The organism is Sciscionella sediminilitoris, from assembly GCF_000737195.2.
GTDB lineage: Bacteria > Actinomycetota > Actinomycetes > Mycobacteriales > Pseudonocardiaceae > Sciscionella > Sciscionella sediminilitoris.
The window spans coordinates 13,642-28,144 of record NZ_JALM01000045.1 but is presented as its reverse complement, the minus strand read 5'-3'; the positions used below and the strand labels follow the sequence as shown (position 1 = coordinate 28,144).

The following is a 14,503-nucleotide window of genomic DNA, read 5'->3' as shown; positions in this document are numbered from 1 at the left end:
CTGTGCTGTCCCGATCGGACTTTCGCTGCGCTCCTCACTCGCTGGCGCTCGCTGCGATGCTCATGAAAGGTGCGCTCTCATGACATCCGTCGAAGGAGCCACCCTGCGCGCCCTGACCGGGATCCCGGAACTGTTGCTGCACGGTCCGGTGCCCTATCGCGGCGGAACGCCGGTGCGGATCCCGGTCGCGCACGTGCGCCCGGAACACCGCAGCGCGGCGGTGCGGCGCGGTTCGGTGGACGCGATCGCCGCGCGGCTGCGGTATTCCGATCCGGGGCTGCTGCGCGCCACCCGCCCGGAGCATCCGGTAGCGCGAGCGGTTTTCGAGCAGCTGGAGCAGTTCCGCGTCGAGGCGCTGGCCCCGCCCGAACTTCCCGGGGTGGCCGCCAATCTGCGCCGCTGCTTCGCCGACTGGTCCGAACAGGTGCGCGCCGGGGGCCACCTGGAGACCGCGCGCGGTCTGCTGCTGTACACCGTGGCGGTGATCTGTCACGCGCGGGTCACCGGCGAGCCGATCCCGGAAGCAGTCGAGGATCTGATCGAACAACCGCGGTACGCGCTCGCTCCCGCGCTGGGCGAACAGCTGGCCCGGTTGCGCCGCAGCCGGGACGATCAGGCCGCGTACGCCGGGCATGCGCGGGAGATCGCCGAAACGCTCGCCCGGATGCTCGGCGATCCCGGGGAGCCGGAGCGGGCACCGGATTCCGCGGGCGCGCTGCTGGTGCTCGGCGCGGAGAGCGAGGGCGGACATCCGGGGACGCGCGGCGGAAAACCGGAAACCGGCGGGGAAACCGCGCCGTACCGGGTGTTCACCACCGCGCACGATCGCCAGCAGCACGCCACCGAACTCGTGCGGGCGGCCCAGCTCCGCGAGTATCGGCAGCGGCTGGACCGGCTCGTGGCCGGTCAGGGCATCGCCATCGGCCCGCTCGCCAGGAAACTGCACGCCCTGCTCGCCGAACCGCGGGTGGACGGCTGGCTCGGCGGTCAGGAGGAGGGCCATGTGGACGGGCGCGCGCTCAGCCAGCTGATCTGCGCGCCCGCCGATCACCGGGTGTTCCGCGTCGAGCGCACCGAACCGGTTCCGGATGTGCTCGTCACGTTCCTGCTCGACTGCTCCGGTTCGATGAAGCGGCACATCGAAGCGGTCGCGGTGCTCGTGGATGTGTTCGCCCGCGCGCTCGACCGGGCCGGGGCCGCCTGCGAGGTGCTCGGGTTCAGCACCGGCGGGTTTCACGGCGGCCGTGCGCGGCGGGACTGGCTGCGTGCCGGGAGCCCGCCCGATCCGGGCCGGCTCGCCGAACGACGGCACCTGGTGTTCAAGGAGGCGCGCACTCCGTGGCGGCGCGGCCGCTCCGGGATCGCCGCGCTGTTCCGCGAGGACCTGTACCGGGAGGGGATCGACGGCGAGGCGGTTCGCTGGGCGGCCGAACGTGCCGAGGAACAGTCCTGGCGGCGGCAGGTACTGGTGCTCGTCTCCGACGGGGCGCCGATGGAACGGTCGACCGAACTGGCCAATGGTTCCGGTTACCTGGAGCGGCACCTGCGCGCGCAGCTGTCCGCACTGGACCGGGCGGGGCGGGAAGTCCTGGGACTGGGGCTCGGCCTCGATCTCGGGCGCACCCTGCGACGGCACCGGGAACTGGACACCGAATCGCTTTCCGGTCAGCGGATGGTGGCCGAGGTGCTGGCCGCACTGGCTCGCTGAGCGCCGCGGTGCAGCACCGGAACCCGCTCGGTTCCCGGCCGGATCGCGCTCCAGCCGAACACCACGGCCAGGTTCAGCGCCATCGAGATCAGCCCGGGATTGACCCCGCCGAAGGAGAATCCCGCCACGTACAACAGGATCGCGGTCACCGCGCCGACGACCATGCCCGCGATCACCGCGCTGGTGCGCACCCGCCGCGCGAACAGCACCGCGAGCCAGCCGGGCACCAGCTGGGCGAGCAGGTTGTAGGTCAGGTTGAGCACGGTGAGCATCAGCGTGGAGGCCACCAGCGTCAGCACGGCGCCGAGCACCAGGAACACCCCGACCGCGAGCACCGTCCAGCGCCGCTGCACCGAGGGCGCCAGGTTCGGCACCAGATTGCGGCTGACCATGCCGCCGATGGACAGCGCGGTCGCGGCGAGCACGAGCACCCCGGAAAGGGCGGCGCCCGCGGCGACGATGCCGAGCAGCCCGGAGGGGAGCAGCCCGCGCGCGGTAGCCATGAACACCGTGTTCGGATCGGCGAGGTCCGGATGCATCCGGATGCCGTAGTAGGCGGCGAGCACCACGAACGGGAAGATCAGCATGTACAGCGGCATCCACACGGTGGAACGCTTCACCGTGCGCTCCGAGCGGGCCGGGAAGATGTACGAGGCGCCGAACCCGAGGTAGAACACCAGGCCCTGGAACAGGATCGTGGTCATCGCGAAGGTCAGCTGCGATCCGCCGAGCGTGGTCTCGATGTGCCGGGGTGGCCCGCTCGGCGCCGGTCCGCCGCCGTCGATGGCGAGCACCGCGGCCAGCCCGACGGCCACCACCGCGATCAGCATGAGCGTGTCCTTCAGGATCGCCACGAAGGCGGGGGAGCGGATCCCGGAGACCGCGATGTAGCCGAAGGCGACGAGCCCGGCGAGCACCACGCACTCCACCGAGTTCAGCGGGATCCCGAGGTTGCTCAGTACGATGCGCAGCCCGATGAACTGGTACTGGCCCCAGGGGATCAGCGCGAGCAGCATCATCACGCAGGAGACGAGTTCCAGTTTCCTGCTCCGGAAATGGCCGCCGAACACGTCCGGCACGGTCATCGCGTCGTAGCGGTGCGCGGCCCGCCAGATCAGCGGCGCGAGGAAATACCCGATGGCGTAGGCCAGCAGGATGTAGCCGAGGAACCAGACCCCGTAGCCGGGGCCGCCCGCGTAGATCCCGCTCGGCAGCCCGATGATCGCCCCGATGCTGTACACCTCGCCGACCGCGAGGAAGTAGATGAGCCAGGCGGGGAAACTGCGCCCGCCGACCAGGAACTCGGAGATGCCGCCGCCCCGGGTGCCCCGGCCTGCCCAGAACGCGAGCGCCAGCGAGGCCAGTATGACGACGACGAGGATCGCGACGGTCATCCGGGTTCCTCCGGTCGGTCCTCGGCCACCTGCCGGTCGAAGAACCGCCAGCTGACCCACAGGCACAGGGTGGTGAGCGGGAAACAGCAGAAGATCCAGAAGAAAACCAAGGGAAAACCGAGCACGGTCACCGTGCTCCCGGCCACCGCGGGGATTCCGGCGAACAGGGCGAGCGCCGGGATACCGAGCCCGATGAGCAGGCTCGGCCAGCGGCGGGTCATCGCGGCGCCCCGGTCCATACCGGCTCGCCGCCGCGCACCGTCGCCTCCACCCGGAGGTCGCGCAGCCGCTGCGGCTCGACGGTGAGCGGATCGCCGTCCAGCACCGCAAGATCGGCGAACTTGCCCGGTTCGATGCTGCCCTTGAGGTGTTCCTCTCCGGCGAGGTAGGCGGCGTCGAGGGTGTAGGCGCGCACCGCGTCCAGCGGGCTGACCGCCTGCTCGGCGCCGAGCGTGTGCCCGCCGCTGGTGGTTCTGGTGACCGCGCACCAGATTCCCTCCAGCGGTGGCACCGGGGTCACCGGGGTGTCCGAGTGCAGTCCGAAGTGGATTCCCCTGCGGCGCGCGGAGGCCAGCGGGCTGATCCGGGCCGCCCGCTGCGGGCCGAGGAACACGTCCCGGTGCCGGTCGCCCCAGAAGTACACGTGCTTGACGAAGAACGAGGCGAGCACATCGTGTGCGGCCATCCGGTCCAGCTGGTCCTCGCGGGCGGTCTGGCAGTGCTCGATGCGGTGCCGCCGCCCGGTGCCCTCCGGAGCGCCGAGCCGTTGGTAGCCCTGCACGATGGCCTCGATCGCGGCATCACCGTTGCCGTGCACGGCGACCTGCCAGCCCGACTCGTCCAGCGCGGCGATCCGCCTGACGAGCTCGTCCGGTTCGAGCAGCAGCATCCCGTGCTCATCGGGTGCGCAGGTGTAGCCCTCGGCGAGGCACCCGGTCAGGCCCTGGATCGAGCCGTCCGCGACGATCTTCACCCCGGTCATGGTGAACGCGTCGTCGCCGGGTTCCGGTGGTTCCGGGACACCCTCGCGCAGGCCGTCGAGCAGTTCGTGGAACAGGTATCCGTGCACCCTGGTGCGCAGCGCGCCCTCGCGGTGCAGCCGCCGGTAGGCGGTGAGCTCGGCCGGTCCGCCGATCAGCCCGACCCCGGTGTCGTGCACCGAGGTGATCCCGTTGGCCAGGTATTCGGCATCCGCGAGACGCAGCGCCTCGGTCAGCGTTTCGACGTCCTGCCCGGGCAGCTGCGAGGTCGCCAGGAAGGCCGCCGATTCGATCAGCAGCCCGCTCGGATTCCCGCTCTCGTCCCGCGCGATGCGCCCGCCGGGCGGATCCGGGGTGTTCGCATCGATACCGACCGCGCGCAGGGCCGCCGAGTTCGCCACGCAGAAGTGCCCGGAGACATGGGTCAGCAGCACCGGATTCCGCGGCGCGACGGGATCCAGGTCGGCGCGCGTGGGATGCCGGTTGTCGGCGAGCAGCGTGTCGTCGTAGCGGAACCCGCGGATCCACTCGCCGGGACCGCGATCGCGCACCGCCTGTGCGACCCGTTCGACGATGTCCGAGATCCGGTCATTGGGCGGGCTGCCCGCGTCCACCGGTGCCGCGAGGGTCAGCCCGAAGAAGGTCGGATGGTTGTGCGACTCCACGAAACCCGGAATCACCGTGCGCCCGGCCAGATCGAGCACCTTCGTCTCCGGTCCGATCAGCGCGGCGATATCGCGTTCCGAGCCGACCTCGGTGATCAGTCCGCCGGTCGCGGCGACCGCCCGCGCGGTGCGTGCGCCCGCGTCGAGGGTGTGCACGGTTCCGCCGGTGAGGACCAGATCCGCCGGATTTGCCGCTGGTGTCAAGGTTCCTCCTCGTTGCCGGTCGCTCGCCTGAGCGTGCGCCACGGCGGGCGGCCGGGAAAGGTCCAGAATCGTGTCCGCCGGTGGTACCAGTTTCCGGCTCAGCCAAGCAGATCACGGGCGAGCCCGCCGAGCAAGCGCACCCCGGGGACGATCGCACGTTGTGGGATCGCGGCGAACCCGATGCGGAAGTGGTTGCGTGGCTTGCCTTCGGTGAAGAAGATGTCCCCTGGCTCGATCAGCACCCCGGCGCGTTCGGCCACGGCGACCAGTTCGCGGCAGTCCAGCTCCGGCGGGCCGCTGACCCAGAGGCTGACCCCGCCCGGTGGGTACGGCGGCTGCGGCCAGGGAAGGTACTCGTGCACCGCCTCGGTCACCGCGGTCCACTTGCGCATCAGCCTGGTGCGATAGCGGCGCAGCGAGCGGTGGTACTCCCCGGAGGCGATGAGCAGGGCGAGCGCCCGCTGCAGCTGCCCAGGCGGATGGCGGAGCACATAACGGCGCACCTGACGCAGTTCGGTGATCAGCGCCCGCGGCCCGACGAGATAACCGAGCCGGAGGCCGGGGGAGAGGAACTTGGAGAAGGTGCCCAGATACACCGCGTCCCCGCCGGTGTCGAGCGCCTTCAGTGCCGGTGTCGGGCTGCCCTGGTAGCGGAACTCGCTGTCGTAGTCGTCCTCCACGAGCACCGTGCCCGCGGCATCGGCGAGCCCGAGCAGCGCGCGGCGCCTGCCGATGCTCAGCGTGGCATTGGTGGGATGGTGATGGCTCGGGGTCAGATACAGCAGATCCGTCCCGGAAAGCGAGTGCGGCGGCCGCATTCCGCTGCGGTCCACCGGGATGCCGGTCAGTGCGGCACCGGTGCGCAGGAAGATGTGCCTGGCATCCAGGTAACCGGGATCCTCCATGGCCACCCGGCTTTCCGGGCCGAGCAGCGCGCGGCCGAGCAGATCCAGTCCCTGCTGTGAACCGACCGTGATGAGTACTTCCTCCGGGCCGGCCTCGATGCCGCGTGCGGGCAGCAGCTGGCGGCACAGCTGCTCGATCAGCAGCGGATCGTCGGTGTCCATGCTGTCCGCGAGGCTGTGCGCGACATGCGGCTGGTCGAGCGCCTCGCGGAGGCTGCGCGTCCAGGCCCGCGCCGGGAACGCCCCGATGTCCACCTGCCCGGCGAGGAACGGATAGGGATACCGGTGCCAGTCCGGGCGTTTCTCGATGTGCGGCAGCGCGGCGTCGGGGAACCGGCGCAGCCGCGCGGACCAGTCGATGCCCTGCCCCGGTGTGGGCTGCGCGGGCACGCCCTGTGGCCGCATCTCCGGATTGACGAACAGTCCGCTGCGTTCCCTGCTGGACACGAAACCCTCGGCGATCAGCTCCTGATAGGCCAGGTTGATCGTGTTCCGGGAGACGCCGAGTTCGGTCGCCAGCGCCCGGGAACTGGGCAGCCGGTGGCGCGGATCGTAGATGCCGACCGCGATCCCGTGCTCGATCGCCTTGCGCACCTGCCGGTACAGCGGTTCGGCCGAGTCGCGATCGATCGCGATGAGCGTGCGCGGCAAGGTCGACTCCTCGCGTCGGTTCTCCATTGAGCTGAGACGGCACGGATGCCGGTCAACGTAAGAGCAGGGGGCGGGCCTGTCAATGCGCGGACCGCCGTCGTTGACAGCTCCGCCCCGCGCGCTCTACGGTGCATATGAAATTGAATTTTACATAATGAAATAGCCGGAGTGAATGGGATGAGCGTGTCTGTACGGTCCGAAGTGGACTTGCCCGGCCGCTGGCGGGACGCGATCTCCGGCGGTGGCCTGCGGATCGCGCTCGCCGATGGCTGCGATCCGCGCGCGATCGCCGCCGCGGTCCGGTTGCACGAGCGGGGCCTCGTGTGGCCGCTGCTGGTCGGGGAAGCACAGCGGATCGCCGAGGCGGCCGACCGTCCGGTGCCTGCCGAACTGATACTCGATCCGGCATGGCTGGCCGCGCATCCCGGGGTGCGCAAGGTACTCGGTACGGCTTTCGCGTCCCGTTCGGAAACCGAACGCGAACGCGCTGACGCCGATCCGGTGTATCTCGCGACGGCGGCCCTGCGTGCCGGATTGGTGGACGCCTGCCTCGCCGGTGCCACACGCTCGACCGCGGATGTGCTACGCGCCGGGCTGCGGGTGATCGGCCTGCGCCCCGGTGTGGCCAATGTGAGCAGCCTGTTCCTGATGGTGCTCACCGATGGCCGGGTGCTCGCTTTCGCCGACTGCGCCGTCCTTCCGGAGCCGGACACCGAGCAGCTGGCCGAGATCGCGATCGCCACGGCGGGCAGTTTCCGGGCACTGACCGGGGACGAGCCCCGGATCGCGATGCTGTCCTTCTCCACGCGGGGCAGCGCCGAACACGCCAGTGTGGCGAAGGTCCGGGCGGCGGCGGAACTGGTCGCCGAACGCGCCCCGGAACTCGCCGTGGAGGGCGAACTCCAGCTGGACGCCGCGGTGGTGGACGCGGTCGGCTCGGTGAAGGCGCCGGGTTCGGCGGTGGCCGGGCAGGCCAATGTGCTGGTGTTCCCGAACCTGGACGCGGGCAATATCGGTTACAAGATCGCCGAACGGCTCGGCGGGGCGACCGCGCTCGGTCCGGTGCTGCAGGGCCTCCGGATGCCGCTCAACGACCTTTCCCGGGGCTGCTCCGCCGCCGACATCGAGACCATGGCCCTGATCAGCGCGGTGCAGGCGCGCGCGGGCTGAGGTCCGCCCGGCTACCGGCCCGCGTTGTGCCTGCGTTGCCGGGCGAGCAGCATCAGCAGGGCGCCGCCGAGCACCAGTAGTGAGCCGATCCCCACCGGCCAGCCGACCAGCGCGCCGGTGTTCGCCAGCCCGGAATCCGGGCCCTGTGGACCGTTCTCACCGGGACCGCCCGCCGAACCGTCCCCATCGGCCGGGCCGGGCAGGAACACCCCGGGACTGGTGCCGGTCGTGGTGGCCGTACTGCTCGTCGTGCCGGGCTGGGTCGTCGTGGTCTGGGTGGTGGTACTGGGTTCGGTTGTCGTGGGCCGGGTCGTGCTCGGCTCCGTTGTCGATGGCTCTGTGGTGGTCGGCTCTGTTGTCGTCGGTTCTGTGGTGGTCGGTTCGCTGGTGCCGCCCGGGCCGGTGGTCGTCGTGGTCGGTTCCGTTGTCGTGCTCGTCGTGGGTTCGGTGGTCGTGGTGGTCGGTGTCGTCTCGCAGGACGGGAGGTCCCCGTCGAAGGGATAGGCGTGGAATTCCTCTCCGCCACCACCGCCGGGCGGCGAGGCGTGGGTGAGTGAGCCGGTGGTGAAGAATCGCCCGTTCGTGCCGGAGGCCGTCACGGTGGTCTCGCTCGCCGGATTGCCGACCAGCACGCTGCCCTGGAACTGAGCGCCTCCGGCGATCCGGACCTGTCCGGCGTCCGGGAAGTTCCACAGCAGGCGCTCGCGCAGCGCGTTCATCGGATCTGCGTCGGCGGGATCGCCGGTGTAGGTGTTGATCGTGCGGTCGGCGCCGAGCATGTTGACCAGAACCGTCGCGCCCGCGGGGATCTTGTTGAACACCAGGCCCTGCATGCCGCCGCCGGGCCCGGTGAGGTCGAAGTCCACAGTGAACACTTGTAGCGCCGAGTGGCCGTCGCCGGTGAATTCGGTCTGATAACCGAGATTGCGCGCCGTCCCGGTCGCCGGTCGTCCCGTTCCCTGGGAGCCGTGCGCGTAGCAGCGGCTGTCCGCGCTCAGTTGCGCGGCAAGGCCTTCGTATTTGCCGAACGCGTTCGGATCCTGCACCCGTTTTCCGGTGATCGTGCCGGTTGCGGTGCCCGCGTGCCGCACGACCCCGCCGTCGGCGAGCAGCCGCTGCCCGCCCGCCACGCTGACCGAGTCGCCGGTGACGAGGAAGTCCGAACCGTCTGGCGGGGGCACGCGTGATCCGACTCCGGCGATGCCCACGTTGTACACACTCGATCCGCCCGACTTGGCCTGGTCGAAGTTCCCGCCGACCACGACCCGGCCCTCGGCCTCCGCCGCGCTGCCGCGCACCCGGAAATCCTTGCCGACGAACATGTTCACGCCGTCGTCGCGTCCGGCGAAGGAACCGTTGTTGATCGGCGGGTACTTGCCGGGACAGTCGCCGGGCACGCAGGGGCCGAGGCCGCCGGGGAGCGGATCGGCGTGGCTCGCGGGCACGGCGAGCGCGCCCATCAGGATCAGCGCGCCGCCGACCGCGAGCATCGAACCGGCCAGGGTGGGGAGTTTCCGGGGAGACCGCACACAGTGGACAGTGACACAGGGGAGCCGGTCCGGCACTTTGACGTGTGGTAATACTACCCGTACGGGGGGTTGTGCGTGAGGTGACCAGCGCGGCTGGTGTCTCCGGCGCTCGGATCTGGCCGCGGAATCCGTGCTTGACGTTCCGTCCGTACGCGAGGTAAAACGTTATAGCGAGAGTGGTAAAACGTTATACCAAACCGAGTGGAGGATCCGTGGCCGAGGGGCGTGGTTCGCGGGCCGGTGCGTCCGGTGGCCGGGGCTCGACTCCGGGACTCGCGGATGTGGCCCGCCGTGCCGGGGTCTCGGTCGGCCTGGTGTCCCGGATTCTGAACGGGGACGGCACGCTGCGCACCCGTGCCGAGACTCGGGAACAGGTGCTGGCCGCGGCGCGCGAACTCAACTACGTGCCGCACGGTGCCGCCCGCGCACTGCGCCTGGCGCGTGCCGGGGCGATCGGGCTCGTCGTGCACGATGTGAGCAACCCGATCCACGCGGAGATCATCGAGGGAGCCCAGGAGGCACTGGCCAGCAGCGGGCAGGTGCTGTTGCTGGCCAATGCGCGGGAACTCGCCGACGGCGGGCGCGCGTTCGACCGGCTCGTCGGCGAGGGCCGCATCGACGGATTGCTGTGGCAGGGCGGTGGTTTCGACTTCGACACCGCGCTGGCCGCGCGCGCGAGCCGGACCCTGCCGACGCTGCTGGTGAACAGCCGCCCGCTCGCCGAGGTCGGTTCGGTGCGCCTGCAGGACGAACGGGCCGCCGAATGCGCGGTGGAACACCTGCGCGAGCTCGGCCACGAACGGATCGGGTTTCTCGGCGGCCGCCCCGGATCGGATCTCTCCGAGCGCCGCAAGGCCGGATACCGGACCGCGATGGGCACGGTGGACGAGGCGTTCGTGGTGGAACAGGAATGGGACGCGACCGCGGGATACGCGGCGATGGGCGAGCTGCTGGCGCGCGGGACCCGGCCGACCGCGGTGCTCGCCGCGAACATCGTGCTCGGTACCGGAGCGCTCGCCGCGGCCCGCGAGTGGGGAATCCGGGTGCCGGAGGAAATGTCCGTGGTCACCATTCACGACGCCTGGTCGGCGGCGCACGCCTGGCCGCCGCTGACCACCGTGCGCCTCCCGCTGCGCGAGATGGGCAGGCGCGCGGTCGAGCTCGTCCTGGACGAGCCGGGCCGCCCCGAGCTGGTGCTCACCGATCCGCCGCCCGAGCTCCTGGTGCGCGCCTCGACCGCGCCGCCCGCCGACTGAACACCACGAACCCGAAGGGACCACTGGATCCGATGACCCGGCTGCTCGGCATGACCTGGAATCACCCGCGTGGGCGGGATTCGCTGCGCGCGGCGACCGCGGAGTACGGGCGGGCGGACATCGAATGGGAAGCCCGTTCGCTTCGGGAGTTCGAGGACACCTCGGTGACCGAACTAGCCGCGCGCTACGACCTGATCGCCATCGACCATCCGTTCACCGGCACCGCTGCCGCGAGTGGTGCCCTGCTGGCACTCGACGAGATCCTTCCCGTGGAGGTGCTCGCCGACATCCGCGCGGGTGGGCTCGGTGCCAGCTTCGCCAGCTATCAGGCGCACGGACACCAGTGGGCCCTTCCGGTGGATGCGGCCGCCCAGGTCAGCGCATACCGGCCGGACCTGCTCCGCGAGCCGGTGCCGCGTGGTTGGGGCGAAGCCGAGGAACTGTTGCGGCACTTGCCTTCCGGTACCACGGCGGAGCTTCCCGCGAACCCGACCCACCTGTGGTCCACCTTGCTGAGCCTGTGCCATCACCAGGCGGGCATCGAGGCACCGGCCGATGCGCACCGCCCGTCCTGGTGGCCGGATGACGGAATCGAAGCGGATGTGGCCGCGGCGGCGTGGGAACAGCTGCGCCAGCTGTTGGACCTGGTGGATCCGGTCTCCCTGGAGCGGGACCCCATCGGCACCCTGGACGCGATGTCCTCGGGTGCGCCGATCGCTTATGTGCCACTGGTTTTCGGCTACTCCAGCTACTCCCGGGCGGGATACGGGCAGCGACCGGTACGGTTTGCCGAGGCTCCGCGCCACGAGGTTGCGGGCACGCTGCTCGGCGGGGTCGGGCTCGCGGTCTCGGCACGGTGTGCGGATCCCGGTGCCGCGACGGGATTCGCCGGCTGGGTGGCCTCCTCGGCCTGTCAGCGCGGGGTATATGTGCGGGGCGGAGGGCAACCCGGACACCGCGCCGCCTGGCAGGATCCGGCGGCCGACGCGCTCACCGGCGGGTTCTTCACCGCCACCGGTCCGACCACGACGGCCGCCTTCGTGCGCGACCGGCGGCCGGGTTATCCGGTGTTCCAGCAGCGCGCCGCGGCACGGTTGCACGAGCTGATGCTGCGCCGCGAACCCGCTTCGGTCGCGCTCGGGGAATTGCGGCGGCTGGAGCAGGAACGCGCGCCGGTGCGGGAGTCCCGTTGAGTACGACGAGGGAACTGACCGCGCGGGCGCACCGGCGGTACGCGAGCGCGCCCGCGATACTCGGTGCCGGGACAGCCGAAGTCCGGGAGACACTGAGCTTCGCCGAACTCGGCACCGCGGCACGGGCCTGCGCCGCGAAGCTGCGGGCCGCCGGGCTGCGTCCCGGGGACCGGGTGGTGATCGCGATCGCGAACCGTCCCGAGTCGCTGATCCTCGACCATGCCGTGTTCCTCGCCGATCTGGTACGGGTCGCGGTCGGGCATCGCTTACACGGCAAGGAGATCGCGGCGATCGCCGCGGACTGTGCCGCGGCCGCGGTGATCTGCGAACCCGAACACCGCGAGGTTTCCGATGGTCCGTGGCACACGATCCACGCCGGAGCTGAACTGTTCGCGGATCTCACCGAGGGCGCCGGGTTCGAGCCGACGGAACCCGCGCCGCCCGAAGACTCGGTGACCGCGCTGATGTACACCTCGGGCTCCACGGGAAGCCCGAAGGGGGCCATGGTCACGCACACCGGGTGGGCCGCGATGATGCGTGCCTTCTGGGCGGAGCTTCCACCGGTCGGTCCCGGAGATGTGGTGCTGCACGTGGCCCCGATGAGCCACTTCGGCGGCTCGGCCGGTGCGGCGTGCACCTTCCGCGGCGCCGCGATCCTCCCCGTCGCGCGGTTCGATCCGGCCGCGGTGCTCGAACTGGTGGAACGGCACCGGGTGAGCGTGCTTCCGCTGGTGCCGACGATGCTGAGCGAGCTCACCAGGGAGGCCGAGCGTGCCGGGGCGGAACTGTCCGCACTGCGCGCGATTCCCTATGGCGGCGCCCCGATCTCGCCACGGGAACTGGATCGCGCCCGCGCGGTGTTCGGCGAGCGGCTGTACCAGTGCTATGGGCTCAGCGAAGCACTCGCCCCGATCACCGTGCTATCCGGGGCGGGGCACCGGCGCGCGGAGCTGCTCGGTTCGGCCGGACGGGCGCACCCGGAGACCGAGGTCCGTATCGCGGACCCGGACGGAGAACCGGTTCCGGTGGGAACCCGGGGCGAGGTGTTCATCCGCGGCCCGCAGGTCACCCCGGGCTACTGGGGCGCCGGCACGGCGACCGACGAGGACGGCTGGCTGCACACCGGGGACATCGGAGTGCTGGACACGGAAGGCCTGCTGTATCTCGTGGATCGCACCAGCGAGGTGATTCTCAGCGGCGGCTTCAACGTGTACCCCTCCGAAGTGGAACGCGCCATCGAGAGCATTCCCGGGGTGAAGGCGGCCGTGGTGTTCGGCGAACCGCATGCGCGCTGGGGCGAGTCGGTGGCCGCGGTCGTGGTGCCGCACGAGGGAAGCACGCTCACCGCGGAGGAGATCGTGCGCTCCTGCCGGGAACGGCTTGCCGGGTACAAGAAACCACTGCACGTCGAATTCACCGAATCCCTGCCGCTTTCCGCGACCGGGAAGGTAGCGCGCCGCGAGGTGCGGGAGCGATTCCGGCGTGCCCCGACGGATCCGGGGGACGACTGCGCGAGAGGCGGTAATCCATGAGCACACCGGCCGAGACCCGGGCGAAGGAGCCCACCGGACGGGGCGGGGGCCTTCGCTATCGCTGGGCCGTGCTGAGCATGAACTTCCTCGTGCTCGGACTGAACTACGCCGACCGGGCGGCGATCGGGGTCGCGGCCCCGGTGATCATGGCCGAGTACGGATTCAGCAAGAGTTCCTGGGGCTGGATCTCGGCGGCCTTCTTCCTCGGCTACGCGCCGTTCTGTTTCATCGGCGGCTACACGGCGGACAAGTTCGGCCCGCGCAAGGTGATGGCGGTCGCCGTCGCCTGGTGGTCGCTGTTCACCGCGCTGACCGCGGCCGGGTTCGGGTTCGTGAGTTTCCTGGTGATCCGGTTCTTCTTCGGTTTCGGTGAGGGTCCACAAGCGACGGTCACCGCCAAGACGATGTCCAACTGGTTCCCGCAGCGGCAACTCGGCACCGCGATGGGACTTTCCCAGGCATCCACCCCGCTCGGCGGGGCGGTCGGAACTCCGCTCGTGGTGGCGCTGATGAACGCCTTCCACGGCGACTGGCGGGCCCCGTTCATCATCCTGGGCGTGATCGGGGTGCTGTTCGTGATCGGCTGGTGGACCGTGGTGCGGGACCGCCCGGAGGGATTCCGCAGGGTGCGGCCCGCGGAGATCGCCGAGATGGCCGCCGAGGAACGCGCGCATCCGGTGGAAGCCGAGAACGGCGGCGGTTCCCGGTGGCGGTACCTGCGCAACCCCGTGGTGCTCACCACCGCGCTCGCGTACTTCGGCTATTCCTGGGTGCTCTACGCATTCCTGAACTGGTTCCCGGATTTCCTTTCCGAGGCGCACGGGCTCGATCTGAACAGCATCGCGTTCACCGGTTCCATCCCGTGGCTGTGCGGGTTCGTCGGGCTCGCCATCGGTGGTGTGCTCACCGACGCGCTCGGCAGGAAGTTCGGCGTGTTCGGCGCGCGTAAGTGGACGGTCGTGCTCGGCATGCTGCTGGTCGCGATCGCCTTCGCCGGTGTTGGCGTGGTCGACTCGACCACCGCCTCGGTGACGTTGATGGCGGTGGTGGTGTTCATCCTCTACATCGTCGGCGCCCAGTTCTTCGCGCTCATCGCCCCGGTGGTACCGCGGGCCAGTTTCGGTTCGGTCTCGGGTTTCGTGCACTTCATCGCGAACATCGCCGGGATCATCGGCCCGGTGGCGATCGGTTACCTCGGCTGGGGAACCGCGTTCGGCCTCAGCGCGGCCATCGCCGCCGTCCCGGTCCTCGCGCTCGCCGTGTTCGGCAGAGGGCCGCGGAAGGCGCAGACCACGAACGCAGCACTATGACGACCA

General features: G+C 70.5%; 11 protein-coding genes. 6 read left to right on the top strand and 5 right to left on the bottom strand.

Features of this window, described 5'->3' with window-relative positions; all coding sequences use genetic code 11:
- The first annotated feature begins 79 nt into the window (after positions 1–79).
- A complete protein-coding gene (locus AD72_RS19770) occupies positions 80–1,708 on the top strand; it encodes a cobaltochelatase CobT-related protein (protein ID WP_031468015.1) in 1,629 nt (542 codons plus the stop codon).
- Here the strand turns inward: AD72_RS19770 and AD72_RS19765 are convergent.
- From AD72_RS19765 to pdxR, 4 genes are all read right to left on the bottom strand, one after another.
- Complete coding sequence (locus AD72_RS19765) at positions 1,666–3,102, bottom strand: sodium:solute symporter family protein (protein ID WP_031468014.1); 1,437 nt, start codon at positions 3,100–3,102, stop codon at positions 1,666–1,668. The genes AD72_RS19770 and AD72_RS19765 overlap by 43 nt on opposite strands.
- Complete coding sequence (locus AD72_RS19760) at positions 3,099–3,341, bottom strand: DUF3311 domain-containing protein (protein WP_231644901.1); 243 nt, start codon at positions 3,339–3,341, stop codon at positions 3,099–3,101. The genes AD72_RS19765 and AD72_RS19760 overlap by 4 nt, the downstream gene beginning before the upstream one ends.
- Entirely contained in the window at positions 3,320–4,951 is a 1,632-nt protein-coding gene (locus tag AD72_RS19755) for an amidohydrolase (RefSeq protein WP_031468012.1), read from the bottom strand. The genes AD72_RS19760 and AD72_RS19755 overlap by 22 nt, the downstream gene beginning before the upstream one ends.
- A 98-nt stretch (positions 4,952–5,049) precedes the next feature.
- A complete protein-coding gene (pdxR, locus tag AD72_RS19750; RefSeq protein WP_197285021.1) occupies positions 5,050–6,534 on the bottom strand; it encodes a MocR-like pyridoxine biosynthesis transcription factor PdxR in 1,485 nt (494 codons plus the stop codon).
- Between the two features lie 150 nt (positions 6,535–6,684).
- On the opposite strand from pdxR, the gene AD72_RS19745 reads away from it, so the two are divergent.
- Positions 6,685–7,677: a phosphotransacetylase gene (locus AD72_RS19745; RefSeq protein WP_031468010.1), complete on the top strand. Its 993-nt coding sequence runs from the start codon at positions 6,685–6,687 to the stop codon at positions 7,675–7,677.
- An 11-nt stretch (positions 7,678–7,688) separates the two neighbouring features.
- Here AD72_RS19745 and AD72_RS19740 read toward each other — a convergent pair whose 3' ends face one another.
- Positions 7,689–9,206, bottom strand: coding sequence for a choice-of-anchor A family protein (locus AD72_RS19740; protein WP_343123741.1), 1,518 nt, complete (start codon positions 9,204–9,206; stop codon positions 7,689–7,691).
- A 212-nt stretch (positions 9,207–9,418) separates the two neighbouring features.
- Between AD72_RS19740 and AD72_RS19735 the strand changes: the two genes are divergently transcribed.
- The 4 genes from AD72_RS19735 to AD72_RS19720 are packed head-to-tail and all read left to right on the top strand — an operon-like array spanning position 9,419 to position 14,497.
- Positions 9,419–10,462 (top strand): LacI family DNA-binding transcriptional regulator, encoded by a 1,044-nt coding sequence (locus AD72_RS19735; RefSeq protein ID WP_051898797.1) that lies wholly within the window; start codon positions 9,419–9,421, stop codon positions 10,460–10,462.
- A gap of 32 nt (positions 10,463–10,494) precedes the next feature.
- A complete protein-coding gene (locus AD72_RS19730; protein ID WP_031468007.1) occupies positions 10,495–11,655 on the top strand; it encodes an extracellular solute-binding protein in 1,161 nt (386 codons plus the stop codon).
- Positions 11,652–13,187, top strand: coding sequence for a class I adenylate-forming enzyme family protein (locus tag AD72_RS19725; RefSeq protein WP_051898796.1), 1,536 nt, complete (start codon positions 11,652–11,654; stop codon positions 13,185–13,187). Before AD72_RS19730 ends, AD72_RS19725 begins: the two co-directional genes overlap by 4 nt.
- Complete coding sequence (locus AD72_RS19720) at positions 13,184–14,497, top strand: MFS transporter (protein WP_231644900.1); 1,314 nt, start codon at positions 13,184–13,186, stop codon at positions 14,495–14,497. Before AD72_RS19725 ends, AD72_RS19720 begins: the two co-directional genes overlap by 4 nt.
- The last annotated feature ends 6 nt before the right edge of the window (positions 14,498–14,503 follow it).

What these genes read in the sequence shown, in the direction of transcription:
- AD72_RS19770 (WP_031468015.1), top strand. Translation starts at nt 80, where the DNA reads ATGACATCCGTCGAAGGAGCCACCCTGCGCGCCCTGACCGGGATCCCG.
- AD72_RS19765 (WP_031468014.1), bottom strand. Translation starts at nt 3,102, where the DNA reads ATGACCGTCGCGATCCTCGTCGTCGTCATACTGGCCTCGCTGGCGCTC.
- AD72_RS19760 (WP_231644901.1), bottom strand. Translation starts at nt 3,341, where the DNA reads ATGGACCGGGGCGCCGCGATGACCCGCCGCTGGCCGAGCCTGCTCATC.
- pdxR (WP_197285021.1), bottom strand. Translation starts at nt 6,534, where the DNA reads ATGGAGAACCGACGCGAGGAGTCGACCTTGCCGCGCACGCTCATCGCG.
- AD72_RS19745 (WP_031468010.1), top strand. Translation starts at nt 6,685, where the DNA reads ATGAGCGTGTCTGTACGGTCCGAAGTGGACTTGCCCGGCCGCTGGCGG.
- AD72_RS19730 (WP_031468007.1), top strand. Translation starts at nt 10,495, where the DNA reads ATGACCCGGCTGCTCGGCATGACCTGGAATCACCCGCGTGGGCGGGAT.
- AD72_RS19720 (WP_231644900.1), top strand. Translation starts at nt 13,184, where the DNA reads ATGAGCACACCGGCCGAGACCCGGGCGAAGGAGCCCACCGGACGGGGC.